This window comes from Pseudonocardia wallangbongensis (assembly GCF_054486945.1).
The window spans coordinates 462,660-488,172 of the sequence record NZ_JBRERS010000003.1; the positions used below are offsets into that span (position 1 = coordinate 462,660).

25 protein-coding genes and 1 pseudogene are annotated in these 25,513 nt (G+C 73.5%); 18 read left to right on the forward strand and 8 right to left on the reverse strand.

Features of this window, described 5'->3' with window-relative positions; genetic code table 11:
- Window positions 1–7: 7 nt before the first annotated feature.
- Both ACU436_RS13520 and ACU436_RS13525 read left to right on the forward strand, forming a co-directional pair.
- Window positions 8–1,900 (forward strand): DUF4962 domain-containing protein, encoded by a 1,893-nt coding sequence (locus ACU436_RS13520; RefSeq protein ID WP_459025075.1) that lies wholly within the window; start codon window positions 8–10, stop codon window positions 1,898–1,900.
- A 77-nt stretch (window positions 1,901–1,977) separates the two neighbouring features.
- Window positions 1,978–2,562, forward strand: coding sequence for a hypothetical protein (locus ACU436_RS13525; RefSeq protein ID WP_459025077.1), 585 nt, complete (start codon window positions 1,978–1,980; stop codon window positions 2,560–2,562).
- Between the two features lie 194 nt (window positions 2,563–2,756).
- Here the strand turns inward: ACU436_RS13525 and ACU436_RS13530 are convergent, their stop codons facing one another.
- Window positions 2,757–3,455 (reverse strand): GntR family transcriptional regulator, encoded by a 699-nt coding sequence (locus ACU436_RS13530; RefSeq protein ID WP_459025079.1) that lies wholly within the window; start codon window positions 3,453–3,455, stop codon window positions 2,757–2,759.
- 97 nt (window positions 3,456–3,552) lie between these two features.
- Between ACU436_RS13530 and ACU436_RS13535 the strand changes: the two genes are divergently transcribed.
- From ACU436_RS13535 to ACU436_RS13555, 5 genes and pseudogenes are all read left to right on the forward strand, one after another.
- A complete protein-coding gene (locus ACU436_RS13535) occupies window positions 3,553–4,461 on the forward strand; it encodes a dihydrodipicolinate synthase family protein (protein ID WP_459025081.1) in 909 nt (302 codons plus the stop codon).
- Window positions 4,458–6,161 (forward strand): dihydroxy-acid dehydratase, encoded by a 1,704-nt coding sequence (locus ACU436_RS13540; protein ID WP_459025083.1) that lies wholly within the window; start codon window positions 4,458–4,460, stop codon window positions 6,159–6,161. Before ACU436_RS13535 ends, ACU436_RS13540 begins: the two co-directional genes overlap by 4 nt.
- Window positions 6,162–6,179: 18 nt before the next feature.
- Window positions 6,180–6,404: a hypothetical protein gene (locus ACU436_RS13545; RefSeq protein ID WP_459025085.1), complete on the forward strand. Its 225-nt coding sequence runs from the start codon at window positions 6,180–6,182 to the stop codon at window positions 6,402–6,404.
- 268 nt (window positions 6,405–6,672) lie between these two features.
- Window positions 6,673–6,894 carry a hypothetical protein gene (locus ACU436_RS13550; protein WP_459025087.1) on the forward strand — a complete coding sequence of 74 codons (222 nt, stop codon included), beginning with the start codon at window positions 6,673–6,675 and terminating at the stop codon, window positions 6,892–6,894.
- Between the two features lie 204 nt (window positions 6,895–7,098).
- Window positions 7,099–7,374: pseudogene (locus ACU436_RS13555) on the forward strand (LysE family translocator); the annotation flags it as partial.
- 6 nt (window positions 7,375–7,380) lie between these two features.
- Here ACU436_RS13555 and ACU436_RS13560 read toward each other — a convergent pair.
- The 3 genes from ACU436_RS13560 to ACU436_RS13570 are packed head-to-tail and all read right to left on the reverse strand — an operon-like array spanning window position 7,381 to window position 10,425.
- The gene (locus ACU436_RS13560) at window positions 7,381–8,892 is read right to left on the reverse strand and encodes a tripartite tricarboxylate transporter permease (RefSeq protein WP_459025089.1); all 1,512 of its coding nucleotides are present in this window, start codon (window positions 8,890–8,892) and stop codon (window positions 7,381–7,383) included.
- Between the two features lie 10 nt (window positions 8,893–8,902).
- Window positions 8,903–9,406, reverse strand: coding sequence for a tripartite tricarboxylate transporter TctB family protein (locus ACU436_RS13565; protein ID WP_459025091.1), 504 nt, complete (start codon window positions 9,404–9,406; stop codon window positions 8,903–8,905).
- Entirely contained in the window at window positions 9,406–10,425 is a 1,020-nt protein-coding gene (locus ACU436_RS13570) for a tripartite tricarboxylate transporter substrate binding protein (RefSeq protein WP_459025093.1), read from the reverse strand. Before ACU436_RS13570 ends, ACU436_RS13565 begins: the two co-directional genes overlap by 1 nt.
- A gap of 103 nt (window positions 10,426–10,528) precedes the next feature.
- On the opposite strand from ACU436_RS13570, the gene ACU436_RS13575 reads away from it, so the two are divergent.
- The 5 genes from ACU436_RS13575 (at window position 10,529) to ACU436_RS13595 (ending at window position 15,588) form a co-directional block, all read left to right on the forward strand.
- A complete protein-coding gene (locus ACU436_RS13575) occupies window positions 10,529–11,434 on the forward strand; it encodes a LysR family transcriptional regulator (RefSeq protein ID WP_459025095.1) in 906 nt (301 codons plus the stop codon).
- Between the two features lie 70 nt (window positions 11,435–11,504).
- A complete protein-coding gene (kdgD, locus tag ACU436_RS13580) occupies window positions 11,505–12,419 on the forward strand; it encodes a 5-dehydro-4-deoxyglucarate dehydratase (protein ID WP_459025096.1) in 915 nt (304 codons plus the stop codon).
- Entirely contained in the window at window positions 12,419–13,753 is a 1,335-nt protein-coding gene (locus ACU436_RS13585; protein ID WP_459025102.1) for an enolase C-terminal domain-like protein, read from the forward strand. The genes kdgD and ACU436_RS13585 overlap by 1 nt, the downstream gene beginning before the upstream one ends.
- A gap of 21 nt (window positions 13,754–13,774) precedes the next feature.
- Window positions 13,775–14,911 carry an L-talarate/galactarate dehydratase gene (locus tag ACU436_RS13590; RefSeq protein WP_459025103.1) on the forward strand — a complete coding sequence of 379 codons (1,137 nt, stop codon included), beginning with the start codon at window positions 13,775–13,777 and terminating at the stop codon, window positions 14,909–14,911.
- 56 nt (window positions 14,912–14,967) lie between these two features.
- Window positions 14,968–15,588 carry an L-threonylcarbamoyladenylate synthase gene (locus ACU436_RS13595; RefSeq protein WP_459025105.1) on the forward strand — a complete coding sequence of 207 codons (621 nt, stop codon included), beginning with the start codon at window positions 14,968–14,970 and terminating at the stop codon, window positions 15,586–15,588.
- Window positions 15,589–15,689: 101 nt separating this feature from the next.
- On the opposite strand, the gene ACU436_RS13600 is transcribed toward ACU436_RS13595, so the two are convergent.
- Together ACU436_RS13600 and ACU436_RS13605 are read right to left on the reverse strand one after the other, a co-directional pair.
- Window positions 15,690–15,989 carry a MoaD/ThiS family protein gene (locus ACU436_RS13600; protein WP_459025107.1) on the reverse strand — a complete coding sequence of 100 codons (300 nt, stop codon included), beginning with the start codon at window positions 15,987–15,989 and terminating at the stop codon, window positions 15,690–15,692.
- Window positions 15,986–17,101 (reverse strand): WD40/YVTN/BNR-like repeat-containing protein, encoded by a 1,116-nt coding sequence (locus ACU436_RS13605; protein ID WP_459025109.1) that lies wholly within the window; start codon window positions 17,099–17,101, stop codon window positions 15,986–15,988. Before ACU436_RS13605 ends, ACU436_RS13600 begins: the two co-directional genes overlap by 4 nt.
- Before the next feature lie 538 nt (window positions 17,102–17,639).
- On the opposite strand from ACU436_RS13605, the gene ACU436_RS13610 reads away from it, so the two are divergent.
- Window positions 17,640–19,052, forward strand: coding sequence for a hypothetical protein (locus tag ACU436_RS13610; protein WP_459025111.1), 1,413 nt, complete (start codon window positions 17,640–17,642; stop codon window positions 19,050–19,052).
- Between the two features lie 31 nt (window positions 19,053–19,083).
- Window positions 19,084–20,292: a cysteine desulfurase-like protein gene (locus ACU436_RS13615; protein WP_459025113.1), complete on the forward strand. Its 1,209-nt coding sequence runs from the start codon at window positions 19,084–19,086 to the stop codon at window positions 20,290–20,292.
- A gap of 107 nt (window positions 20,293–20,399) precedes the next feature.
- Here ACU436_RS13615 and ACU436_RS13620 read toward each other — a convergent pair whose 3' ends face one another.
- Together ACU436_RS13620 and ACU436_RS13625 are read right to left on the reverse strand one after the other, a co-directional pair.
- Complete coding sequence (locus tag ACU436_RS13620; protein WP_459025115.1) at window positions 20,400–21,074, reverse strand: RNA polymerase sigma factor; 675 nt, start codon at window positions 21,072–21,074, stop codon at window positions 20,400–20,402.
- Between the two features lie 46 nt (window positions 21,075–21,120).
- Window positions 21,121–21,633, reverse strand: a complete 513-nt coding sequence (locus ACU436_RS13625) for an Lrp/AsnC family transcriptional regulator (RefSeq protein WP_459025117.1) — start codon at window positions 21,631–21,633, stop codon at window positions 21,121–21,123.
- Between the two features lie 67 nt (window positions 21,634–21,700).
- Between ACU436_RS13625 and ald the strand changes: the two genes are divergently transcribed.
- The 4 genes from ald (at window position 21,701) to ACU436_RS13645 (ending at window position 25,504) form a co-directional block, all read left to right on the forward strand.
- On the forward strand, window positions 21,701–22,819 hold the full coding sequence (gene ald, locus ACU436_RS13630; protein ID WP_459025118.1) for an alanine dehydrogenase: 1,119 nt from the start codon (window positions 21,701–21,703) through the stop codon (window positions 22,817–22,819).
- 86 nt (window positions 22,820–22,905) lie between these two features.
- The gene (locus tag ACU436_RS13635) at window positions 22,906–23,952 is read left to right on the forward strand and encodes a diacylglycerol/lipid kinase family protein (protein ID WP_459025120.1); all 1,047 of its coding nucleotides are present in this window, start codon (window positions 22,906–22,908) and stop codon (window positions 23,950–23,952) included.
- An 8-nt stretch (window positions 23,953–23,960) separates the two neighbouring features.
- Complete coding sequence (gene cobF / locus ACU436_RS13640) at window positions 23,961–24,728, forward strand: precorrin-6A synthase (deacetylating) (protein ID WP_459025122.1); 768 nt, start codon at window positions 23,961–23,963, stop codon at window positions 24,726–24,728.
- Window positions 24,725–25,504, forward strand: coding sequence for a cobalt-precorrin-6A reductase (locus ACU436_RS13645; protein ID WP_459025124.1), 780 nt, complete (start codon window positions 24,725–24,727; stop codon window positions 25,502–25,504). The genes cobF and ACU436_RS13645 overlap by 4 nt, the downstream gene beginning before the upstream one ends.
- Window positions 25,505–25,513: the final 9 nt, after the last annotated feature.

Here is a 25,513-nt window from a genome sequence, read left to right on the forward strand (position 1 = left end):
GAGGCACGTGGAACCGCTCCTGATCGCCGGCCGCCTCGACGACCTGCGCGCGTCGCTCACCACGACGCACGCGGCGCAGTGGCGCCGGCTCGCCGAGCAGTGCGACTGGTACCGCGGGCAGACCCCGCCGCCCGAGCACCCGACGGCGAGCATCACCTACTTCGGCCCGGCCGCGGCCAACCTCGCGCTGGCCTACCGGCTCACCGGGCAGCGCGGCTACCTCGACGAGGCGTGGCGCTGGATCGCCACGGCCATCTCTTACCCGCACTGGGGCAAGGCCAAGATGCCCGACCACGACCTGGACGCGGGCTGGATCCTGCACGGGCTGTCGCTGGCGTACTCGTGGCTGCGCGACGACCTGCCTGCCGACCGCGCCGCCGCGCTGCGGGAGAAGCTCGAGCGCCACGGGGAGCGGCTGTACGGGTTCGCGGTGGAGTCGGAGGGCTCCTGGTGGTCGTCCAGCTTCTGGCAGAACCACAACTGGATCTGCTACGCGGGCCTCGCCACCGCGGGCTACGCCCTGGACCGGCCCGAGTGGACGGACCGGGCACGCGACAACTTCGCCCAGGTCCTCGAGCTGATGCCGGCCGACGGGTCCGACTCGGAAGGCGTCGTCTACTGGCGCTACGGCGTGCCCTGGCTCGCGATCTACGCCGACCTCCTCGAACGCACCGAGGGTGTCGACTGGTGGCGGCGCGGCTCGTTCCTGGAGAACACGTTCACCTGGCGGCTGCACCAGTGCGCGCCCGGGTTCGAGGAGAACGTCGACCACGGCGACTGCCACGACCGCCGCAGCGGCCACAGCGTGGCGCTGTACTACAAGTTCGCCGCCGCCTACGGCGACGGGCGCGCGCAGTGGCTCGCGAACCGGGTGGCGGAGCGGTACTTCTGGCGCGAGGCCTACGCGTCCGGCGTCAAGCCCGGCGTGATGCCCGAAGCGTTCTACGAGCTGCTCTGGTACGACCCGGCCGTCTCACCCGTCGACCCGGCGGGCGAGCCGACCGCGGCCCACTTCCCGGACCTCGGCCAGGTCACCGCCCGCACCTCGTGGGCCGACGACGCCGCGTTCGTCAGCTTCAAGGCCGCCCCGGGCGGCGGGCACACGGCGTGGGACACGGCCGAGCGGTTCCGGCGCGAGCGGGGCTGGGAGACGCTCTCGGCCGGGCACCACCACCCCGACGCAGGCGGGTTCGTGCTCGCCGCGCACGGCGCGTTCCTCGCCGTCGACTGCGGTTACTCGAACGCGAAGCGGGCGGCTGAGCACAACCTCGTGCTCGTCGACGGGCAGGGCTGGGCGGGGGAGGGCCGCTACCACGTCTACCAGGACCTGCCCCACGAGTCGCAGCCCCTCCTGCGGGACGTCGCGATCGTGGACGGCTGGGTGCACGCGGTGGCCGAGTCGGCCGCCATGTTCGACCCCGCGCTCGGGGTGCGGCGGGTGGACCGCACGCTCGTCGTCACGCCGCGGGGGCGGCTCGTGCTGCTCGACCGGCTGGCCGCCGACGAGCCGCGGGAGTGGACGTTCCTGCTGCACAGCGACTGGCCCGCGGACCCGGTCGACGGTAGGTGGGCGATCCGCTCGGGCTCGGGGATGGCCTGGCTCACCACCCTCACGCCCGGCCTGCACGCCGAGCAGGCCGACACGGCGATCGAGGCCAACCCCACCGGCAGCACCCCCAGCCTGCGGATCACGAAGACGCTGCGCACGGTGCGGATCACCACGCCCCGCGCCGCCGAGACGGTGCTCCTGACGACCCTGGAACCGACGGGCGCCCTCGACCCCGAGCCCGCCCTCGCCCGGGCGATCCCCGACGGCGTCGACTTCGGCGACGAGCAGGTCCGCCTCCCGGAGACGGGTTCTCCGATGCTGACCAGCGGGGGTAGGGCGACCCGGATATGAGCCCGGCGGCCGTGGAGCGAACGGCACCTTCGCACGCACCTTGCGAGCGAGCGGGCCGCTCGCTCCCGGTGGCTGGGGTGGGGTGGGCCGGTCCGGCCCTGCGGGGCCTCGAGTTCGTCGCCTTCCCCGCGCTGGCGGGCGCCGCGTTCTGCCTGCTCGCGCTCGGCGTCGTGACCTGGCTGCCCGCGCTGGCGGCACTCGCGTCCGCGCTGCGCCGGTGGCGGCGCGACGGCGACACCCGCTGCTTCACCGGCGTCCTCGCGGCCTTCCCGGGGTACTGGCGGGCGATGTGGCGCCACGCGCTGGTGGCGACCGTCGCGCCGGCCGCGATGCTCGTGGCGATCGGGTTCCTCGCCGGGCGCCCCGAACCCGTGTCGATCCCGCTGCTCGCGGTGCAGGTCGGCGGGCTGGCCGCGTTCGCCGTCTACCACCTGGCGCTCGCCGTGGTGGCCGGCGCCGACCCGGACGCGCGACCGGTGTGGCGCGCCCGGGCCCTCGCGTTCGCGTTCGGTTCACCGCGCCGCGGTCTCGCGCTGCTCGCCGCGCTGGTGCTCGCGCCGTTGGTCGGGCTGCCGCTCGTGCTCGGTCCGCTGGTGTTCGGCCCGAGCATCCCGGTGCTGTGCGGCCTGGCGCTCCTCGATCGGCCGGCCGCGGAGCGCTGAGCCCGCACGCTCGCACACCAACCTTTGCGCTCCCACACCAACTGCAGTTGGTGTGCCGGCGCCGAAGTCCGTGTGCGACGGACGGATGGCGGGGCGCTGCCGGCCCGGTTCGGCCGCACACCAACTTCGGCGCTCGCACACCAACTGCAGTTCGTGTGCCGGCACCACAGTTGGTGTGCGACCGCCCGGCGGGCTCAGCCGTCGGCCGACGGCGACCCCGTGCGGGCGTCCTTCAGGCGGTCGTAGGCGCCTACCAGGTGCTTGTCGATCACCGCGACGGCGGCATCGACGTCGCCGCAGGCGACGATGTCGCGGATCGCCCGGTGCTCGGGGTGGGCGATCTCGTGGAAGTCGCGCCGCGCCTGGTGGCGGTCGTGCAGGAACATCGCGACCTGGCTGCGGGTCTGCTGCCACGAGAGCGTCAGCCTGCGGTGGGCGGCCGCGCGGACGAGCACGTAGTGGAAGGCGAGGTCGAGCTCGACGGCCAGCCCGGGGGAGTAGTCGGCGTCGAGCCGCTGCATCCGCTCGAGGATGGCGTCGAGCTCGGCGAGGTCGTTCTCGGCGAGCCGGCCGCAGGCGCGCTCCACCGCGAGCCGCTCCAGCGCGCGCCGCAGCGTGTAGACCTCCTCGGCGTCCTCGGTGGTGAGCGTGATGACCTGGGCGCCGCGGTGGCGCCGCAGCACCACGAGGCCCTCCCGAGCCAGCTCGACCAGCGCCTCGCGCACCGGCCCGCGGCTCATGCCGAGCGCGGTGGCGAGCTCGGCCTCCCGCAGGTGCGCGCCCTGGGGAAGGGCGCCGGTCGTGATCATCTGCCGGATCGCGGGCACCACGGTGGCCGACAGCGCGGGGCTGGGTTGGGTCTCGATCGTCATGTGGTCGAGCGGCCCAGGCACGGGGCCTCCCTCGGGGCGCATAGTTCGTAGATTGTAAACAATTGACTTTCGGTCGAGCGACGATCAGGCTACCGGCAGCGCCGACGAAAGGAAGTCCGTGACCGTCGAGAAGCTCGCCCCCGGGGTGTGGGGGGTCCTCGCCACACCGCTGACCGCCGACGGCGCGGGCGTCGACACCGAGTCCCTGACGCGGCAGGTGGAGCACTACGTCCGCATCGGGGCCACCGGGCTCACCGCCCTCGGCGTGTTCGGGGAGGCGGCGCGGCTCACGCCGCAGGAGCGGCGCACCGTCATCGGCACGGTCGCGGCGGCCGCCGCGGACCTCCCGATCGTGATCGGGCTGTCCGCCCTGGACGCGGAGGCGGCCTGCGCGGAGGCCGAGAACGTGCTCGACGCGCTCCACCGCCCGCCGGCCGGGCTGATGGTGCAGGTCGGCTCGCCCGACCCGGACGCCGTGGTCGCGCAGGCCACCACGGTCGCCGAGCGCACCGGGCAGGGGATCGTCGTGCAGGACTACCCCGTGGTGAGCGGGGTCTCGATCGCCACGGACGACCTCGTCGCGGCCGTGCGGCGGATCCCGGCCGCGGTGGCCGTGAAGTCGGAGTCGTCGCCGAGCCCGCCCGCCGTCGCGAAGCTCGTGGCCGGCGTGGACGTGCCGGTCTTCGGCGGCCTGGGCGGCACCGGCCTCCTGGACGAGCTCGCCGTCGGCGCCGCCGGGGCCATGACCGGCTTCTCGGTGCCGGAGGGCCTCATCGCGTGCGTGACCGCGTTCCGCGACGGCGGGTTCGCCGCGGCCCGCGAGGTGTGGCTGGACTACCTGCCGCTGGTCAACTTCGAGTTCCAGGCCGGCATCGCGCTGTCGCTGCGCAAGCACAGCTTCGTGCACCGCGGGCTGATCGCCACGTCCGCGGTCCGCCCGCCGGCCGCCCTCGCCCCGGAACCCCTGCTCGGCGTGTTGCTGGAGCACCTGCGGCACACGCCGCACGCGCTGCAGGTCCCCTCGTGACCGATGCGGTGAACGGTCTCGACCAGGGATTCGCCCAGTACGGCGACATCGGGTTCTCCCGGTTCCTGCGCCGCAGCTTCCTGCACGCGAGCGGGCGCTCCCCGGAGTCGCTCGACCGGCCCGTGATCGGGATCGCGACGTCGGCGAGCGACTTCAACCCCTGCCACCGCGCGCAGCCGGAGCTGGTGGCCTCGGTCGAGCGCGGGATCCTCGCCGCGGGCGGGCTCCCGATGGCGTTCCCGACCATCTCGCTGGGCGAGAGCTTCCTGACACCCACCTCGATGGTGTTCCGCAACCTCATGGCCATGGACGTCGAGGAGATGGTGCGGGCGCAGCCGATGGACGCCGTCGTGCTGGTCGGCGGCTGCGACAAGACCGTGCCCGCGCAGCTCATGGGCGCGTTCTCGGCGGGCCGCCCGGCGATCCAGCTCGTCACCGGGCCGATGTCCACCGGCCGCTACCACGGCGAACGGCTCGGCGCCTGCACCGACTGCCGCCGGTTCTGGGCGCGGTACCGGGCGGGCGAGGTCGACGACACCGAGATCGACGAGGTGGAGTACAACCTCGCCACCACCGCCGGGACGTGCGCGGTGATGGGCACCGCCAGCACGATGGCCTGCATCGTCGAGGCCCTGGGCATGGCCCTGCCCGGCAGCGCCACCGCCCCCGCCGTGCACGCCGACCGGCTGCGGGCCGGCGAAGCCACGGGCGCCGCAGCCGTGGAGATCGCCCGAACCCGGCGCACCCCGGACCAGGTCGTCACGGCGGCGTCGGTGCGCAACGCGCTGCGCGTGCTGCTCGCGATCGGCGGGTCGACGAACGCGCTCGTCCACCTCACCGCGGTGGCCGGGCGACTCGGCCTGCGGGTCGACCCCGACGAGCTCAACGCCCTCTCCGACACCACACCGGTCCTCGTGGAGCTCAAGCCCACCGGCGAGCACTACATGGAGGACCTGCACGCCTCCGGTGGCCTGGCCGCGGTGCTGCACGAGCTGCGGGACCTGCTCGACCTGTCCGCCCCGACCGTCACCGGGAAGACGCTGGGCGACGTGCTCGGGGCCGGCCCGCGCTGGGTCGACCGCTCCGTCGTCCGCCCGCTGTCGGATCCGGCGCGGCCCGTGGGCGGGCTCGTGTGGCTCGCCGGGTCGCTCGCGCCGCAGGGCGCGGTGATCAAGCGGTCGGCCGCCGACCCCGCGCTGTTCGAGACCACCGGGCGGGCCGTCGTGTTCACCTCGCTCGAGGACCTGGCCGCCCGGATCGACGACCCCGACCTCGACGTCGAGGCCACCGACGTGCTCGTCCTGCAGAACGCCGGCCCCCGCGGCGCCGGCATGCCCGAGGCCGGCTACCTGCCGATCCCGGGCAAGCTCGCCCGCGCCGGCGTGAAGGACATGGTGCGCATCTCCGACGCCCGCATGAGCGGCACCGCCTACGGCACGATCGTCCTGCACGTCACGCCCGAGGCGGCGGTGGGCGGCCCGCTCGCGCTCGTGCGCACCGGCGACCCGGTCCGGCTCTCGGTGCGCGAGGCCCGCCTCGACCTGCTCGTCGACGACGCCGAGCTGGCCCGCCGCCGCGCGGTGCTCCCCGCACCACCGCCCGGGCCGGCCACCGGCTACGGGCGACTGTTCCACGAGCACGTGCTCGGGGCCGACCAGGGCTGCGATCTCGACTTCTGCGTGCCCGCGGCGCGCTCGTGATCAAAGCCGGCCACGCCGGTGCCGGGCGCGAAGCCGTCCCAGCATCTCGGCATCTCCCGGGCGAAGCGGTGCGAGTTCAAGGCCGGAAAGCACCCGGCGAAGCCGCAGGACATCACGGTCCTGTGCGGCTTGCTGCAGACCGAGGATGGGGCGGAGCTCTTCTTCACCCGCGCCGAGCGGCGTGCCTTCGCCGCCGGTGCGCGAGCGGGCGAATGCCGGCCCGCGCTCGGCCCGGTGCGCTGAGAGCTCGCCGGTCCCGACGGTCCCGCGGAAGGCCCCGGCGGTCGCATTTCGGCACGCTGCGTGCGTGATCCTGTCGCCCCGGTCGCGGTGCATCACTCGATCGGGCGGGATCGCGTCGCCGACGGTGAGAATCGTGCTCCTATGGTCTGGAGCAGATCGAAGCCGGGTGGGGATCCCCGGCGACGCGCCCGTGACCTCGGCTTTTCTTCGGAAGTCGGCCACTCGACGGCTGCGCTGCCGATCTGGGGGAGTCGGAGGAGGGGCGATCATGTTCACCCTGATCGTGCTTGCCAGCGGAACGACCATCACGCCGCTGATCAGGTTCATGCTCGCCGGGTTCGAGTTCCTCTCGGTCGGTGCGGTGGTGCTCCGGATCACGGACGCGATCCGGGGGCCGCGCCTGGCGGATCTCGCGGCCCAGCGGCGGGAGCGGTGGGAGGCGGTGCACCCGGATCCGGCGGGTGACGGTGCCGACCAGGACGACGACTGACGCCACTCGGGGCCGCGCCAGCTGTAGCAGCGATCAAGGGGAAATGGTCGCTCCTGGAGATCATTTGGCTACCATTTCGCCTTGATCGGTGAGCCGGTGCGCGTGTCATGCCCATCGTGTGGTGCGTCCTCGCCCTGGGCGTCGCGATCTGGCTCAGCTGGAGCCGTCCCGGCTCGTCCTTGCGGGTGAGCGGCGTTCGGCGATGGCTTCGTCGTCATGCTCGCCAACCCGAAGGCCGCGGTGTTCATGATCGCGTTCTACCCGCAGTTCGTGCCGGCCGACATGCCGCTCTTCGCCGCCACGGCCGTGCTCGCTGCGCTGCGGGTCGTGCTGGAGACCGGCTACTACCTGGCTCTCGCGGCCGGGGTCGCGCGGGCGGGCGGCTGGTTCCGCGGCCCCCGTGTCCGGGCGCGGCTGGAGGCCCTCAGCGGCACCGTTCTGGTCGGGCTGGGGCTGCGGGTGGCCGTGACCGTCCGCTGACGCGCACTACCGGTTCTCCGCGAGCTCCTTCGCGGGCGTCCGGCGGCGGGTGAGCGCGAGCCGCACGAGCGGGAGGAGCGCGACCACCACGAACGCGGCGAGCAGGGTGCCGGAGATCGGGCGGGTGACGAACCCGGTGGCGTCGCCCTCGAAGATGATCAGCGAGCGGCGCAGGGAGTCCTCCAGGAGCGAGCCGAGCACGAAGGCGAGCACGAGCGGGCCTGGTTCGAACCCGAGCTTCTTCATCAGGTAGCCCAGCGCGCCGAAGACGATCACGAGGACGATGTCGAAGACGTCGTTGCCGACCGTGTAGACGCCGATGAGCGTGATCAGCACGGTGATCGGCGCGAGGATCGTGGCCCGCACGCGGAGGATCCGGACGAACAGGCCGACCAGCGGGATGCTCATGATCAGCAGCAGGATGTTGCCGACGTACATCGAGTTGATCACGCCCCAGAACAGGTCCGGGTGCTCGGTGACCAGTTGCGGCCCGGGGCTCACGCCCTGGATGAGCAGCGCCCCGAAGATCACGGCCATCGTCGCGTTGGCCGGGATGCCCAGCGTCAGCAGGGGGATGAACGACGAGGTGGCGGCCGCGTTGTTGGCGGTCTCCGGCGCCGCGACACCCTCCACCGCGCCCCGCCCGAACCGCTCCGGTTCCTTCGCGCGCCGCTTCTCGATCGCGTAGCCGGCGAGCGAGGCGATCGTGGCGCCGCCTCCCGGCAGGATCCCGAGCAGGAACCCGATCACCGAGCCCCGGCCGATGGCTCCGGACGAGGCCCGCAGGTCGGCTCGCGACGGCCAGACGTTCGCGACGCGCTTCGGGGCCTGCACCGCGCGGTGGCGCTCCTCGAGGTTGTAGAGGATCTCCCCGAGCCCGAACAGTCCCATCGCGATCGGCACGAAGTCGATGCCGTCGGCCAGCGAGAGGTTCTCGAACGTGAACCGCGCGGCGCCGGTGAAGCTGTCGCGACCCACGGTGGCCAGCAGCAGCCCGATGCACGCGGCGACGAGCGCCTTGACCCGGTGGCCGCTGCTGATCGTCGCGACCAGCAGGATGCCCAGCAGCGCGAGCGCGGTGTACTCGGGCGGGCCGAAGTCGAGTGCGAACCGCGCGACCACCGGCGCGAGCAGCGACAGCGCCACGATCGACACGGTGCCGCCGACGAACGAGCCGATCGCCGCGATGCCCAGCGCGGTGCCGGCCCGGCCCTGGCGGGCCAGCGCGTGCCCGTCGAACACCGTGACCACCGAGGACGCCTCGCCGGGCAGTCGCAGCAGCACCGAGGTGATCGTGCCGCCGTACTGGGCGCCGTAGAAGATGCCGGCGAGCATGATGATCGCGGTCACCGGCTCGAGCCCGAACGTGATCGGCAGCAGGATCGCGATCGTGGCCGACGGACCGAGCCCCGGCAGCACCCCGATCAGCATGCCGACGACGACGCCGATGAGGCAGAACAGGAGGTTCGTGGGCTCCAGCACGACGCTGAAACCCTCGACCACCGGTGTCAGGTCCATGGGGCCTCTTCTAGAACATGTGCGGGATCGGGACGGAGAGCAGCCCGACGAAGACGACGTAGAACGCGACCACGGTGGCCAGGCTCGTGATGACCGAGGTACGCCAGGACTCGCCGCCGAGGAACTTCAGCCATCCGAACATCAGCAGGGCCGACGGGATCTCGAAGCCGATCACCGCGATGAGCGCCACGAACCCGACCATCGTGGCGAGGCCGGCGAGCACGAGCCGGCTGGCGGCGGTGAACCGCTCGGCGTCGCGGGTCCGCCCGGCCAGTGCCAGCAGCCCGAGCCCGAGGACGACGAGCACGATGCTCACCAGCAGCGGCCAGGTGCCGCTTGCGGGGCTGGCGGTGCTGCCCACCCCGAGCGCGAGGGAGCCGAGCAGCGTGGCCACGCCGATCCCCACCACCACGGCGGCGACGACGACGTCGGTCACCCGCCCGGCGACGGGCGGCCGGAACTCGTGCTCGACCTCCTCCACGTCGTGCACGGCGTCCGGCAGCCGTTCGCTCACTACTCCGCACCCAGCTCGATGCCGTACTGCTCGGTGACCTTGCGGTAGTCGTCGAGGCTGGCGGTCCACTGGGCGGAGAGCTCCGTGCCGCCGACCTCGTTCGGCGTCAGCTGGTTGTCGGCGTTGAACTGCTTGTAGGCGTCGCTGCCGAACGCCTTTCCGAATGCGGCGCGCAGCCGGTCGAGCACGGCGGGCGGGGTGCCCTTCGGGGCGGCGACGGCACGGCTCTGCTGCACCGGGACGTCGTAGCCCGCCTCCACGGCGGTGGGCGTGTCGGGCAGGTAGGAGGGCCGCTGCGGCGCGAACGTGACGATCGGTGTGAGCGCACCCGCCTGGATCTGCTCGACGGCCTCGCCGAGCTGGATCGAGCCGACGTCGACCTGGCCGCCGAGCACGGCGGTGAGCGTGGGTGAGCCACCGTCGAAGGGCACGGCGCTGGCGGGGATGCCGGCCTGGTTGAACAGCAGCGCCTGCGAGAGCTGGCTCCCGGTTCCGACGCCGGTCGTGCCGTAGGTGATCGGGCGTCCCGCGTTCGCCAGGTCCTGGACGGTGTGCAGGCCCGAGGAGGACGCGGTGACGAGGACGTAGTCGTCCTGGGAGACGCCGGTGACGACCTCGTAGTCGGTGATGGCGACGGCCTCGTCGGCCGAGACGGCCAGCGGCGTGATGTACGCGAGGCTGCCGTTGAAGATCATGAGCTGGTGGCCGTCGGGTGCGGCCGTCGCGAGCTCCTGGGCGGCGAGCGCGCCGTTGGCCCCGGGCTTGTTCTCGACGACGACCGGCACGCCGAGATCCTCGGACGCCTGCTCGGCGAGCGCGCGGCCGATCAGGTCGGTGCTGCCGCCGGGGTCCTGCCCGACGACGATCGTGATGGGGTCCCCGCCCGGGAACTCCTCGGCGCTGCCCGTACTCCCGGAGTCGCCCGAGCCGAGGTTGCCACCACAGGCCGTGAGCGCGACGGCGAGCCCGAGCCCGATCCCGAGTCCGAGCCGGCGGCGCCCGGCGACGGTCCTGGTCATGTGGTTCTCCCCTTCGAGATGCCGCTTCCTCTGCCGGGGCAGCCTAGGAACGCCGGTCATGCCTGTCCAAATCCGATGGAGCATGGATTGATACCGGCAAGGCATGATGGGAAGCGTGGCCTACACCCTCGAGCAGCTTCGCGGGTTCGTGGCCGTCGCCGACGAGCTGCACTTCGGCCGGGCCGCCGCCCGCCTGAAGATGACGCAGCCGCCCCTCTCGCGCCAGATCCAGAAGCTGGAACGGGCCGTCGGCGCGCAGCTCCTCGTGCGGGACAACCGGCGCGTGAACCTCACGGCGGCGGGCCAGGTCTTCCTCGCCGAGGCACGCCGGCTGCTGGCCCTCGCCGACGCGGCCCCCGATCTCGCGCGCCGCGTCTCGTCGGGCACGAGCGGTGTGGTGCGCATCGGGTTCACCGCGGCGTCCACGTACGGCGTCCTCGGCCAGCTGCTCAACGAGCTCGGCGGGCGGCTGCCCGACGTCGCCGTCGACCTGGCCGAGATGGTCACCCGCGAGCAGGTGGCGGCCCTGGCCAACCGGGAGATCGACCTCGGGCTCGCCCGCCCGCCGTTCGACCGCGACACGTTCGAGTCGCGGCTGCTGCACCGGGAACCGATGCTCGTCGCGGCGCCGGTCGGGCACCGGCTGCTCGTGCTCGAGCGCCCCGTGACCGCGGCCGACCTCGAAGGCGAACCGGTCGTCATGCACTCGCCGACGAAGGCGCGCTACTTCTACGACCTGATCGCCGGGGTCGTCCCGATCCCGGAGGAGGACATCGTCCACAGCGTGAGCCAGGTTCTCACGATGCTGTGGCTGGTGGAGGCGGGCCGCGGGATCGCATTCGTGCCGGCGTCGGCGACCCGCCTGCCGATCGCGGGTATCGGCTTCGTGCGCCTCGCCACGCTCGTGCCCGAGCCGGTGGAGCTGCACCTGCTGTGGGTGAAGGAGTCCGCCAACCCGGCGTTGTGGCAGGCCCTCGACGTCCTGGACGGCTATGCGGTCACGTCCTGATGCAGGCCGGGTATCGCACCATGCGGAACCGCTCTTGGACAGGCATCGTCGCGGTTCTTACGGTGACCGCGTGACGCTGCTGCCCCCGGACGTGCTCGCCGACCGGCTCCGGTCCGGTCTGCTGTCCTTCCCGGTGACCCACTTCGACGCCGACCTCCAGTTCGACGAGCCCCGGTACCGGGAGCACCTGGCCTGGCAGGCCGGGTTCGACGTCGCGGGCCTGTTCGCCGCGGGGGGCACGGGGGAGGGCTTCTCGCTCACCCCGCCCGAGGTCGACCAGGTCGTGCGCACCGCCGTCAGCGAGGTCGGAGACCGGGTGCCCGTCGTCGCGCCGGCCACCGGCGCCACCGCGCTCGCCGTCGCGCAGGCGAAGGCCGCCCAGGACGCGGGCGCGTCCGGCGTGCTGCTGTTCCCGCCCTACCTCACCGAAGCGGGGCAGCGCGGGCTCGCCGAGCACGTCTCCGCCGTCTGCCGGGCCACCGACCTTGGTGTGATCGTCTACAGCCGGGCCAACGCCGTGCTGACCGACGTCACCGTCGCCGAGCTCGCCGACCGCAACCCGAACCTGGTCGGGTTCAAGGACGGCGTCGGCGACATCGAGCGGCTCACCCGCATCTACGCCCGGCTCGGCGACCGGCTGACCTACATCGGCGGCCTGCCCACCGCCGAGACGTTCGCGTTGCCGCTGCTGCAGCTGGGCGTGAGCACCTACTCCTCGGCGATCTACAACTTCGTGCCCGAGTTCGCGCTGCGGTTCTACGCCGCGGTGCGCGCGCAGGACCGGGAGACCGTGTACCGGCTGCTCTCGGAGTTCGTGATCCCCTACCTCGACATCCGCGACCGCGGGAAGGGGTACGCGGTGTCGATCATCAAGGCGGGGCTCACGGCCGTCGGCCGGGACGGCGGCCGCGTGCGCCCGCCGCTCACCGACCTCACCGAGGACGAGCGCGCCGATCTGGCGACGCTGGTGCAGAAGGTCTCCTGATGACGGGCGCGGCATCGCCGACGGTGGCGCGGGTGGAGGTCGTGCCCGTCGCGGGCCACGACAGCATGCTGCTCAACCTCAGCGGCGCGCACGGTCCGTTCTTCACCCGCACGATCGTGATCGTCACCGACAGCGCCGGACGCACCGGCGTCGGCGAGGCGCCCGGCGGGGAGGGGATCCGGCGGACGATCGCGGACGCCGCCGACCTGCTCGCCGGCGAGCCCCTGGCCCGCGCCGGATCGCTCCTGCGGTCCGTGGCCGACGCCTTCGCCGACCGCGACTCCGGCGGGCGCGGCCTGCAGACCTTCGACCAGCGCACCACGATCCACGCCGTCACGACGCTGGAGTCGGCGCTGCTCGACCTGCTGGGCCAGCACCTCGGCGTGCCGGTGGCCGAACTGCTCGGCGACGGGCAGCAGCGCGACGTCGTCCCGGTGCTCGGCTACCTGTTCTACGTCGGCGACCGGCGGGCCACCGACCTGCCCTACGTCGTCGAGGAGAACCCGCACGACGACTGGGAGCGGCTGCGCCGCGAGCCCGCGCTGACCCCGAAGGACGTGGTGGCGCTCGCCGAGGCGGCCCAGGCCCGCTACGGGTTCGCCGACTTCAAGCTCAAGGGCGGTGTGCTCGCCGGGGAGGAGGAGATCGCCACGGTGCGGGCCCTCGCCGCCCGCTTCCCGGACGCGCGCATCACCCTCGACCCCAACGGCGCGTGGCCCCTGGCCGAGGCCGTGGAGCTGTGCCGCGACCTGCACGACGTGCTCGCCTACGCCGAGGACCCCGTCGGCGCGGAGGGCGGCTTCTCCGGCCGCGAGACCATGGCGGAGTTCCGCCGGGCCACCGGCCTGCCCACCGCCACCAACATGATCGCCACCGACTGGCGGCAGCTCGCGCACGCCGTGCGCGCCGGCGCCGTAGACATCCCGCTCGCCGACCCGCACTTCTGGACCATGCGTGGGTCCGTCCGGGTCGCGCAGCTCTGCTCCGGGTTCGGGCTGACCTGGGGCTCGCACTCCAACAACCACTTCGACGTGTCGCTCGCGATGTTCACCCACGTCGGTGCGGCCGCGCCCGGGCCGATCACCGCGCTCGACACGCACTGGATCTGGCAGGACGGGCAGGCGCTCACCCGCGAGCCGCTGCGGATCTCGGGCGGCGCGATCGCCGTGCCCGACGCGCCCGGGCTCGGCGTCGAGCTCGACCGGGACGCCCTGGCCGCGGCGCACGAGCGCTACCGCGAGCACGGGCTCGGCGCCCGGGACGACGCCGTCGCCATGCAGTACCTCGTGCCGGGCTGGGAGTTCGACCCCAAGCGCCCGTGCCTCGTCCGCTGACCACCTTTCGAAGGAGCCGCATTGTCCGCCGTCCTGGACCGGATCAGCTCGGTCACGCTCTCGTCGGTGACGTTGCCGCTGCCGACGGGCATCAGCGACGCGAAGGTGCTCACGGGCCGGCAGCGGCCGATGACCGAGGTCGCCTTCCTCTTCGCCGAGATCACCACCGAGGCGGGCCTGGAGGGCGTCGGGTTCAGCTATTCGAAGCGGGCCGGGGGACCGGCCCAGTTCGCCCACGCCCGCGAGGTTGCCCCCGACCTGGTCGGGGAGGACCCCAGCGACATCGGCCGGCTGTGGACCAAGCTCGTATGGGCGGGTGCCTCCGTCGGGCGCAGCGGCGCCGCCACCCAGGCCCTCGCGGCGGTCGACGTGGCGCTGTGGGACCTCAAGGCCAAGCGGGCCGGCCTGCCGCTGGCCAAGCTGCTCGGCGCCCACCGCGACTCCGTGCGCTGCTACAACACCTCGGGCGGCTTCCTGCACGAGCCCGTCGGGCAGGTGCTCGACAACGCCACTCGCACCCTCGAGTCCGGCGTCGGCGGCATCAAGATCAAGGTCGGGCAGCCGGACCGGGCCGAGGACCTGCGCCGGGTCCGCGCCGTCCGCGAGCACATCGGCGACGACGCGCCGCTCATGGTCGACGCGAACCAGCAGTGGGACCGGCCCACCGCGATGCGGGTCGGGCGCGCACTCGAGGAGTTCGGCCTCGTCTGGATCGAGGAGCCCCTCGACGCCTACGACGCCGAGGGCCACGCCGCGCTCGCCCGCTCGCTGGACACCGCGATCGCGTCCGGCGAGATGCTCACGAGCGTCGCCGAGCACGCCGAGCTGATCCGCCACGACGCCGTCGACATCCTGCAGCCCGACGCCCCGCGCATCGGCGGCATCACCCAGTTCCTGAGGCTCGCCGCCCTCGCCGAGCAGCGGAACCTCCAGCTCGCGCCGCACTTCGCGATGGAGATCCACGTGCACCTCGCGGCCGCCTACCCCCTCGAACCGTGGGTCGAGCACTTCGACTGGCTCCACCCGCTCTTCCCCGAGCGCCTGGAGATCCGCGACGGCCGGATGCACCTGTCGGAGCGGCCCGGCCTGGGCGTCACGCTCAGCGACAAGGCGCGGGAATGGACGATCGAGAAGATCACCGTGGAGAGACCGCGCTGACCCGCACGGGCGTTTCGATCTGCCGGGAGCGACCGATCCGTCCTACGCTCCGCCACATGGCGCGGTACTTCGACGTCCACCCGGTCGATCCCCAGAGACGCGCGATCGGCCAGGTCGCGGCCATCGTGCGCGACGGTGGGCTGATCGCATATCCCACCGACTCGTGCTTCGCGCTGGGCTGCCAGCTCGGCGACCGGGACGGCATCGACCGCATCCGGTCGATCCGCAAGCTCGACGACAAACACCACTTCACGCTGGTGTGCAGCGACTTCGCCCAGCTCGGGCAGTTCGTGCACATCAGCAACACGGTGTTCCGGGCGGTCAAGTCCGCGACGCCGGGCAGCTACACCTTCATCCTCCCGGCCAGCAAGGAGGTGCCGCGGCGCCTGCTGCACCCCAAGAAGAAGACCGTGGGCGTGCGCATCCCGGAGCACACCGTGGCGCAGGCCCTGCTCGCCGAGCTGGGCGAGCCGCTGCTGTCGTCCACCCTGCTCCTGCCCGACGAGCCGGAGCCGCTCACCCAGGGCTGGGAGATCAAGGAGCGGCTCGACGGCGCGGTCGACGCGGTGCTCGACTCGGGCGACTGCGGCACGGAACCCACCACGGTGGTCGACTTCTCCGGAGACGAACCGGAGATCACCCGCCGAGGCGCAGGCGACCCGAGCCGCTTCGAGTAGCCGCGCCTGCCCGCCCCGCCCCGGAACCGCAGCATGGTGGCCATACTCCGGCTCAACCGGAGTATGGCCACCATGCTGCGAATCGGGAGCCGTTGCGGGCCTCAGCCGCCCGCCATCGCACCCACCACCAGGAACGGCTCCTTTCCCGCCACCACCTCGCTCGGGAGCGGCGCGTCGGGCTCCTCGTGGGACAGGTCCTCCTCGCAGGCGAAGAACCGCACGAAGGCGCGGCGGCGCAGCGTGCCGTGGTCGCGGATCGTGCCGCGCAGCACCGGGTGGCGGGCCTCCAGGGCGTCGAGCACGGCCCGCTGGGTGACCGGGGCCGGCACGTCGAGCCGGACCTCGCCGTCGACCTGTGCCAGCTTCCGCAGGTGCGCGGGCAGCTTCACCCTCACGGTCATCGCAGGGTCTGGACCTGCACCGACAGCACGGCCGGCAGGTTCTCGACGATCGGGGCCCAGGTGTCGCCCGCGTCGGCCGAGGCGTACACCTGGCCGCCGGTCGTCCCGAAGTACACGCCGCAGCCGTCCAGCGAGTCGACGGCCATCGCGTCGCGCAGCACGTTGACGTAGCAGTGCTCCTGCGGCAGGCCCTTGGTGAGCGGCTCCCACTCGTTCCCGCCGGTGCGGCTGCGGAACACCCGCAGCCGGCCGTCCGGCGGGAAGTGCACGGAGTCGCTCGTGATCGGCACGACGTAGACGGTGTCGGGCTCGTGCGCGTGCACGTCGATCGGGAACCCGAAGTCGCTGGGCAGTCCCTCGCCGATGTCGTACCAGTGGCCGCCGCCGTCGTCGCTGCGCATCACGTCCCAGTGCTTCTGCATGTAGAGCGTGTCCGGCCGGTCCGGGTGCATCGCGAGGTTGTGCACGCAGTGCCCGACCTCGGCGTCGGTGTCGGGGATGCCCTCGGAGCGCAGGCCGCGGTTCGCCGGCTCCCACGACGCGCCGCCGTCGGCCGTGCGGAAGACGCCCGCCGCGGAGATCGCGACGTGCATCCGCGCCGGGTCCCGCGGGTCGACGACGATCGTGTGCAGGCACATCCCGCCCGCGCCCGGCTGCCAGTTCGGCCCGGAGCCGTGCTCGCGCAGGCCGCGCACCTCGGTCCAGCTGCCGCCACCGTCGGTGCTGCGGAAGAGCGCCGCGTCCTCGACGCCTGCGAGCACGGTGTCCGGGTCGGTGGCCGACGGTTCGAGGTGCCACACCCGCGCGAACTCCCACGGGTGCGGGGTGCCGTCGTACCACTGGTGGGTGCCGGGCACGCCGGCGTAGGCGAACTCGTTGCCCACCGGCGACCAGGTGGCGCCCCCGTCGTCGGAGCGTTGCACGATCTGCCCGAACCAGCCGCCCGACTGCGACGCGTACAGCCGGTCGGGATCGGCCGGCGACCCGGCCACGTGGTAGATCTCCCACCCCGCGAAGTGCGGTCCGCTCACCTCCCAGCGCTCGCGCACCCCGTCCGCGGTGAGCACGAAGGCTCCCTTGCGCGTACCCACCAGGACCCGGACACCGGTCATGGCACTCCTCCTCGCACATCGGTCGTCCCGGCCGGGCGCGCATACGCCCGGCGCAGACTTATGACCTCCCGCGGCAGCGGAACTCATCGGTGGCGAGCGCTTGTACCACTCCGCCGCGGCGAGGCGGCCGCTCGCCACCCGCCGGTAGGCGAAAGGCACCCGAATGGGCTACGGTGCCTGCCGCCCTACGCAGGTCACGGCCGGTCGGGGCCGCCCGTCGCAGAAAGGCGCGCCCTGAGCGCACTCTCCGCGCTCGCGATCAGTGGGAGGCCGCCGCGGGGTAGCGTGCGGTCGCCAGGGCAGCCGGTGACGTTGCCCGACCGTGACACATGTCACGCCGCTCGGGGGTGGAACCGGCACGACTCGTCGACCCTTTGGAGAGGACTGGCTGGTGGACAGAGGTTACGAGGGAGACTCGGGCTACCTCGCGCACCTCGGATCCGCTGCGGGCACCGACCGGTGGGATGCCGGCGCGCCTGATTTCGCCGTCGATCGAGGTGCTGTCGATCGTGGCGGTGACGATCTTGGTGGGGACGATGTGGCCGCCGGGATCGCGCGGCGGCTGCAGGCCCGGCTCGACCGCCACATCTGGCTGCTGGAGCGGCTCCAGGCCGAGCAGCTCTACCCCGAGCCGCCCGGCCTCCCCGAGATGCAGGACACGGCCCACCGGATGCGCCGCGACGCCGAGAGCCTCCTGCTGCTCGCCGGGCACGAGCCCGGGGTGCGGTCGGCGGGGCCGCGCCCGCTCGGCGAGCTCGTCTCCGACGCCGCCGCCGTGGCCGAGGAACCCCACCGGGTGGACGTGCGGTCGGCCCCGGCCGTCCTCGTCGCGCCGGCGGCCGCGGTGGAGCTCGTGCACGTGCTGGCCGAGCTGGTCGATCACGTCACTGCCGTCTACCCGGGTGCCGGCATCGATCTCGTGAGCCGGGTTGAGCGCTCCGCCCGGGGCAGCGGCGCCACCGTCGACGTGCTGGTAGACGGTGCGGCCCGGTACGACCCCGACGGGCTCGGTAGCCACCGGGCCGCCGCCGCGGCCGAGGAGCTCTCCCGGTGCTCCCGGCACGGCATCGCCCTTCGCCGGCCCCCCGCCGGCCCCCCGCCCGCAGGCTCCGGACTCGTGGCGAGCGTCCACTGCCCGCCGTCGGTGGTCACCGTGGAGGAGCCGGTGCTCCCCACGCCGGAGCCGGCGGTGGACCGCACCGGGTTGTCCTCCTTCTCGTCGCTGTCGTCGTTGTCGTCCCCGCCGCCCGCGCCCCCGGTGCCGCCCGCGCCCCCTATGCCGCCCGTGCCGTCGTCGCCACCCGTGCCCTCGTCGCTGTCTTCGCTGTCGTCGCTGTCGACGTACGAGTTCGGCTTCGACGCGGGCAGCGGCAACGGGCACGGGACGAACGGCACCAACGGCACCAACGGCACGACCCTGCCCCCGAGCGGGGAGCCGACCAACGGGAGCGTGCGGCCGTCGCTGTCGTTCGACGAGGCACCCGCCTACTCGCCGTCGTCCTCCTCGCAGGTGGACGAGCTCTTCGGCCCGTTGCTCGACCTGCCGCTGGAACCGATCGACGACCGGTACGCCACCCCGATCTTCGAGGCGATCGCGTCCGCGTGGTTCCGCGAGGACGAGTCGGGCGGTGGGCCGGGTCCGTCCGGCCCGATGGACTGGGAGACACCGCAGGACGACGAGTGGCGCGAGGCCGCGGCCCGTGCCGCCCGTTCCGAACCGGCGCCCCCCACCACGTCCAGCGGCCTGCCCCGCCGCCGCCCGGGTGACCAGCTCGTACCGCCCCCGCGCACCACCGAGAACGGCCGGAGCGCCGGCGTGCCGCGCCCGACCCCGCCCGCGGAGCGCGCACCCGACCGCGTCCGGGACCGGCTCAGCACCTACCAGCGCGGCCTGCACGAGGGACGGCATCGTGCCGACGGCGAGGGTGGCCCCGAGCCCGACGACTGGTGATTACCGCCCCGTCCCGTGACATGGTGTCGGGGTGATCTACGACGTCGCGGCGGTTCGCGCCCAGTTCCCGGCCCTGGAGGCGGGATACGCCCACTTCGACGGTCCGGGCGGCTCCCAGGTCCCCGCCCCGGTGGCGGATGCGGTGGCACGCACGCTGGTGGCTCCGCTGGCCAACCGCGGCCGCGTCACCGCATCCGAGCGCATCGCCGACGACATCGTCGTGGCCGCCCGCCGTGCCGTGGCCGACCTGCTCGGCGCCAACCCGGCCGGGGTCGTCTTCGGCCGCAGCATGACCCAGATCACCTTCGACGTCGCCCGCACCCTCGCGGCCACCTGGGAGCCCGGCGACGAGGTCGTCGTCAGCTCGCTCGACCACGACGCCAACGTCCGGCCCTGGGTGCTGGCCGCGGAGGCGGTGGGGGCCCGCGTGCGTTGGGCGGAGTTCGACCCGGCCACCGCCGAGCTCCCGGCGGAGGCCGTGGCGCAGGTCCTCTCCCCGCGCACCCGGCTCGTCGCCGTCACGGCCGCGTCGAACCTGCTCGGCACCTGCCCGCCGGTCCGGGCGATCACCGACCTCGCGCACGACGCCGGCGCCCTCACCTACGTCGACGGGGTGCACGCCGCCGCCCACCAGCCCGTGCACGTCGAGACCCTCGGCGCGGACTTCTTCGCCTGCTCCCCGTACAAGTTCCTCGGGCCGCACTGCGGGGTGCTCGCCGCGGCGCCCGCCGTGCTCGAGGGGCTGCGGCCCCAGAAGTTGCTGCCCTCGTCCGACGTGGTGCCGGAACGCTTCGAGCTCGGCACGCTGCCCTACGAGCTCCTCGCCGGCACCACCGCGGCGGTCGACTTCCTCGCCGGTCTGGCCCCGCCGGGGTCCGGCGGCACCCGGCGCGACCGGCTCGTCGGCGCGCTCGGCGCGATCGCGGCGCACGAGGATCGGCTGCGGGAGCGGATCGAGGACGGGCTCGCCCGGCTCCCCGGCGTCACCGTGCTGTCGCGGGCGGCGCACCGCACGCCCACGCTGCTCGTCACGTTCGCCGACCGGGAACCGGCCGCGGCGTACGCCTTCCTCGCCGAGCGCGGGGTGCACGCGCCCGCGGGTGCCTTCTACGCCCTCGAGCCCTCGCGCCGTCTCGGCCTGGGCGACACCGGGGCGCTGCGGATCGGCCTGGCGCCCTACGTCGACGACGCCGACGTCGACCGGCTCCTAGCAGGGCTACGGGAGTTCGTGCAGTCCTGAGCCCCGGCCCCGGCAACCTCACCGCGCACATCGTGGCTGCACCGCACACATGCCCGACCATGTGTGCGGACCCCAGACGGTGTGCGCGGCCGGCCGGGGCGGCCGCCTCAGGCGACGAACGCCGGGTCCAGCCGCTCGCGCAGGCGGCGCAGGCCGTCGGACGTGTACCGCTTCACCGCTCCGGCGGACAGCTGCATGACCTCGGCGGCCTCGGCCACGGACAGCTGCCACTGCATCCGCATGACGACGGCCTCGCGCTCGCGGGGTGAGAGCGTGGCGAGCGCGTCGCGCAGGACCGCGGCGTCGGCGACCTGGGTGGAGACGTCGACGCGGGCGCTGGGGGTGTCGTCGCCGCCGCGCTCGGGGTCGTCGATGCTGACGTTCGCCCGGGCCGGGATGACCTCGCGCAGCTCGCGGTTGATCTCGTTGCAGACGGCGGTGAGCACGTAGGCCTGCATGTTGGTGATCTCGGGCGGGTCGCCCTGCTGGCGGCGCAGGATCTTCTCGAAGGCCCGCTGCACGACGTCCTCGGCGCGGCCGGCGTCGCCGACCTTGCGCGTGGCGTAGCGGACCATCGCGGGCGAGCGCTCCCGGTAGGCCGTGGCGAGCCGCTCGGCGAACGCCGCGGAGTCGACCCGCGACACGCGTCCGATCCGCGACCGCCCCGGCGGCACCAGCCCGAGCACGGTGCCCTCGCCGCGCTCGGCCGCGGCCTGGAACAGCCGCGTGAGAAGAGGGAATTCCTCGACAGGATCGACGTCCACGTTGCCCCCCGGACTCATGGGATCACATCCTACGGGGACGGCGTGCCGAGTTGCGGGCCCGCGCTCAGATGCCGCGGCGGCCGGCCGCCCTCGTGTGCTCGAAGATCAGGTTGGTCTCGGTGCCCGCGATGCCGGGATCGCGGTTGAGGTGGTCGGCCACGAACGCGCGCAGCGCGTCGGTGCTCGAGGTGGCGACGTGCAGCAGGAAGTCGTTGGCGCCCGCGAGGAAGTAGACGTCCAGCACCTCGGGGCGGCCGGAGAGCGCCGCGACGTGCTCGGTGAGGCTCCCGCGGGCGTGCGGCTGGAGCCGGATGGCGATCATGGCCTCGAGGTCGTGGCCGAGGGCGCGCGGGTCGATGTCGGCGTGGAAACCGCGGATCACGCCACCCGCCCGGAGGGCGCGCACGCGGGCGAGGCAGGTGGACTGGGCGATCCCGACCCGGTCGGCCAGCTCCTTGTTGGAGATGCGCGCGTCGTCGGCGAGGACCCGCAGGATCGACCGGTCGGTCCGGTCGAGTCGAACGTCCTTCGGCCGGAGCGGCCTTGGAGGCCGCGGACCTGCAGGTGGCAATGGCATTGGAGTAACGTACCGAATCTCCTGCGGAACAGTTGCCGGCAATCGGCATTATCTTCATGCTCTGAGCATGAGGATAGGTGTGGCCCGCGAGGTCAAGAACCACGAGTACCGGGTGGCGCTGACCCCGGCCGGGGCACGGGAGCTCACCCGCGCCGGACACCACGTGCTCGTCGAGCGGGGCGCTGGCGTCGGCAGCTCGATCAGCGACGCCGACTTCGAGGCGGCCGGTGCGCGCATCGTCGCCACCGCCGACGGCGTGTGGGCCGCGGCCGACCTGCTGCTCAAGGTCAAGGAGCCGATCGAGCAGGAGTACCACCGGTTGCGCCGCGACCAGGTCCTCTTCACATATCTGCACCTGGCGGCGTCCAAGGAGTGCACGCAGGCGTTGCTCGACGCGGGCACCACCTCGATCGCCTACGAGACCGTGCGCCTGCCCGACGGGAGCCTGCCGCTGCTCGCCCCGATGAGCGAGGTCGCGGGCCGGCTCGCGCCGCAGGCCGGCGCGAACGCCCTGCTGCGGGCCGCCGGCGGCCGCGGCGTGCTGCTCGGCGGGGTCCCGGGGGTGCGGCCGGCGAACGTCGTGGTGATCGGCGCCGGCGTCGCGGGCCAGAACGCGGTCGCGATGGCGGTCGGGCTCGGCGCCGACGTCACGGTCCTCGACCTCGACCTCGGCAAGCTGCGCCGGATCGACGAGCGTTACGCGGGGCGCGTCCGCACCGTCGCCTCCAACGTCCACGAGCTGGAGCAGGCCTGCCTGGACGCCGACCTCGTGATCGGCGCCGTCCTCGTGCCCGGCGCCCGCGCCCCGCGGCTGGTCGAGGGCGACCTCGTCCGGCGGATGAAGCCGGGCTCCGTGCTCGTCGACGTCGCGATCGACCAGGGCGGCTGCTTCGAGGACTCGCGTCCCACCACGCACGCCGACCCGACCTACACCGTGCACGGCTCGGTCTTCTACTGCGTGGCCAACATGCCTGGCGCCGTCCCGCACACCTCGACGTACGCGCTGACCAACGCGACGCTTCCCTACGTCCTGCGCCTGGCGAACCTCGGCTTCAGCGACGCGATCGCGGCCGACCCCGCCCTCGCCGCCGGCCTGTCGACGCACCACGGTGCGCTCACCAACCTGCAGGTCGCCCACGACCTCGGCCTGCCCTACGCCGACCCGCACAGCCTCGTCGCCGCCTGAGCCGGCCTCACGCTGTCGGGCTACGCCGCTCGGTTGTGTGGCGTAGGCCGCGCGCCCGGAGCGGGCAGGGCGCATAGGGTTCCGCCGTGAACGAGTGGTGGGTCTTCGCGCTCGCGACGCTGCTCGTGGTCGGGCTGCTCGTGGCTGTCGTGGTGCGGGGGCGCCGGCGCGCCGCCGACCCCGACTCGCTGACCGCCGAGCCGGAGGACCGCCCCATCGCCGCCGTGGTGGTGAACCCCACGAAGATCGAACCGGGTACGCGGCAGCGGATCGAGGCGGTGTGCCTCGGGCTCGGCTGGGCCGACCCGCTGTGGCTGGAGACCACGGTGGACGACCCCGGCACCGGGCAGGCGAAGCTCGCGATCGAGAAGGGCGCGGACGTCGTGCTCGCCTGCGGCGGCGACGGCACCGTCCGTTCGGTGGCGGAGGCACTGACCGGGACCGGGGTGGCGATGGGCCTGGTGCCGGTGGGCACCGGGAACCTGCTCGCCCGCACCGTCGGCACCCCGGACAACGTGGCCGCCGCCACCCGCGTCGCCCTCACCGGCGACGACCGGACCATCGACGTCGGCCGCATCCGGATCGACGGCGCCGAGGAGGAACGGGTGTTCCTCGTGATGGCCGGCACCGGATTCGACGCCGCGATCATGGAAAGCACTCCGGAGGCGTTGAAGGTCAGGGTCGGCCCGCTCGCGTACGTGATCTCCGGACTGCGCGCGATGCGCGGCCGGCGCATCCGCGTGACCCTCAGCCTCGACGACGGGCCACCGCTGCGCCGCCGCACCCGCACCGTCCTCGTCGGGAACAGCGGCACCCTGCTCGGTGGGCTCGTGCTCATGCCTCGCGCGGCGATCGACGACGGCGTCCTCGACGTGGTGAGCCTCGCGCCGGGCACGATCGCCGGATGGATCGCCGTGGCCCTGCGCGTCATCACGAGACGTCCCCGCGGGCACGAGCGCGTCGAGCACTGGCAGGCTCGCTCGATCCTGATCCGCACCGAGGCCCCGCAGCCCTGCCAGGTGGACGGCGACCCGGTGGGCAACGTGCAGGAGCTGTCCATCCGCGTCGAGCCGCACACGTTGGTACTGCGCGTCCCGGACGTCCCGTCGCCGGACGCGCCGTACGTGGGATAGGAGCGAGAGTGCGCACGATCTACGTGATCGGTATCGGCGCGGGCGACCCCGAGCACCTCACGCTGCAGGCGATCGCCGCGATGAACCGCGCCGACGTGTTCTTCACGATCGACAAGGGCGAGGCGAAGGCCGAGCTGACCGGCCTGCGCGCCACCTTGCTCGCCCGCCACGTCACACACCCGCACCGGGTGGTGACCGCGCGCGACCCGGAGCGGGACCGCAGCGCCACCAGCGGCCGGTACGCGGGTGCGGTGGCCGACTGGCAGGAGCGCCGGGCTGCACTCTACGAGCGGATGCTCGCCGACGAGGTCGGCGACGACGGGTGCGGCGCCTTCCTGGTGTGGGGCGACCCGGCGCTCTACGACGGAACCCTGCGGATCCTGCAGCGGATCCGCGACCGGGGCGCCGTCGCGTTCGAGGTGGTCTCGGTCCCGGGCATCAGCGCCGTGCAGGCGCTCGCCGCAGCACACGGGGTCCCGCTGAACCGGGTCGGGCGGGCGGTCACGGTCACGACGGGGCGCAGGCTCGCCGACGAGGGACCGCCTCCGGGGGTGGACGACGTCGTCGTCATGCTGGACGCGGTGGACGCCTTCGCCGCATTGCCCGACGCCGCCTGGGACATCTACTGGGGTGCCTACCTCGGCACCCCTGACGAGGCGCTCCTGCACGGGCCCCTGCAACAGGTCAAGGCGGAGATCGTGCGGCGACGCGCCGAGCTGCGGGCCCGCAAGGGCTGGATCATGGACACCTACCTGCTGCGGAGGCGGACCCGGTGACTCCACCCACGACCGTTCGGCGCAGCGTTCTCGTACTCGGCGGCACCCACGAGGCACGCCGCCTCGCGGCCGCCCTGCACCAGGATCCCGCGTTCGTCGTGACGTCGTCGCTCGCCGGGCGCGTCGCGGTGCCGAGGCTGCCCTGCGGCGACGTCCGCATCGGCGGGTTCGGCGGCGCCGAGGGCCTCGCCGCGTGGCTGCGGGGGCACCGCACCGACGTGGTCGTGGACGCCACGCACCCGTTCGCCGCCCGGATGACGGCCAACGCGGTCGCGGCGGCCGCGGCCACCGGCGTGCCGCTGGTCGTGTTGCGGCGGCCCGGCTGGGCCGAGGGGCCGGGGGACCGGTGGCGCCGGGTCCCCGACGCCGGGAGCGCGGCCGAGCTGGTGCCCCGCCTGGGGACGCGGGTGTTCCTCGCCATCGGCAGCGGTGACCTGGCCGCGTTCGCCGGCCTGGACGCCTGGTGCCTGCTGCGCGCGGTCGACCCGCCGCCCCCACCGGTACCGGCCCGGCACCACCTCGTGCTCGCGCGCGGCCCGTTCACGGCCGATGCCGAGCGCGCGCTGCTGCGCGAGCACCGCGTCGAGGTGGTCGTCGCGCGGGACAGCGGCGGCGAGCTGACCGCGGCGAAGCTGGTGGCCGCGAGGGAGCTGGGCCTGCCCGTCGTGCTGATCGCCCGCCCGCCCGTGCCGGACGCGCCGGCCGTCGCGAACGTGGAGGAGGCCGTGGCGTGGCTCTCCGCGGCGTTCCGGGAGCCCGGTGATCATCACGAGTGATCACCGCGA

What these genes read in the sequence shown, in the direction of transcription:
- ACU436_RS13550 (WP_459025087.1), top strand. Translation starts at nt 6,673, where the DNA reads ATGTTCACCCTGATCGTGCTTGCCAGCGGAACGACCATCACGCCGCTG.
- ACU436_RS13560 (WP_459025089.1), bottom strand. Translation starts at nt 8,892, where the DNA reads ATGGACCTGACACCGGTGGTCGAGGGTTTCAGCGTCGTGCTGGAGCCC.
- ACU436_RS13570 (WP_459025093.1), bottom strand. Translation starts at nt 10,425, where the DNA reads ATGACCAGGACCGTCGCCGGGCGCCGCCGGCTCGGACTCGGGATCGGG.
- ACU436_RS13575 (WP_459025095.1), top strand. Translation starts at nt 10,529, where the DNA reads ATGATGGGAAGCGTGGCCTACACCCTCGAGCAGCTTCGCGGGTTCGTG.
- ACU436_RS13585 (WP_459025102.1), top strand. Translation starts at nt 12,419, where the DNA reads ATGACGGGCGCGGCATCGCCGACGGTGGCGCGGGTGGAGGTCGTGCCC.
- ACU436_RS13595 (WP_459025105.1), top strand. Translation starts at nt 14,968, where the DNA reads ATGGCGCGGTACTTCGACGTCCACCCGGTCGATCCCCAGAGACGCGCG.
- ACU436_RS13600 (WP_459025107.1), bottom strand. Translation starts at nt 15,989, where the DNA reads ATGACCGTGAGGGTGAAGCTGCCCGCGCACCTGCGGAAGCTGGCACAG.
- ACU436_RS13605 (WP_459025109.1), bottom strand. Translation starts at nt 17,101, where the DNA reads ATGACCGGTGTCCGGGTCCTGGTGGGTACGCGCAAGGGAGCCTTCGTG.
- ACU436_RS13620 (WP_459025115.1), bottom strand. Translation starts at nt 21,074, where the DNA reads ATGAGTCCGGGGGGCAACGTGGACGTCGATCCTGTCGAGGAATTCCCT.
- ACU436_RS13625 (WP_459025117.1), bottom strand. Translation starts at nt 21,633, where the DNA reads ATGCCATTGCCACCTGCAGGTCCGCGGCCTCCAAGGCCGCTCCGGCCG.
- ald (WP_459025118.1), top strand. Translation starts at nt 21,701, where the DNA reads ATGAGGATAGGTGTGGCCCGCGAGGTCAAGAACCACGAGTACCGGGTG.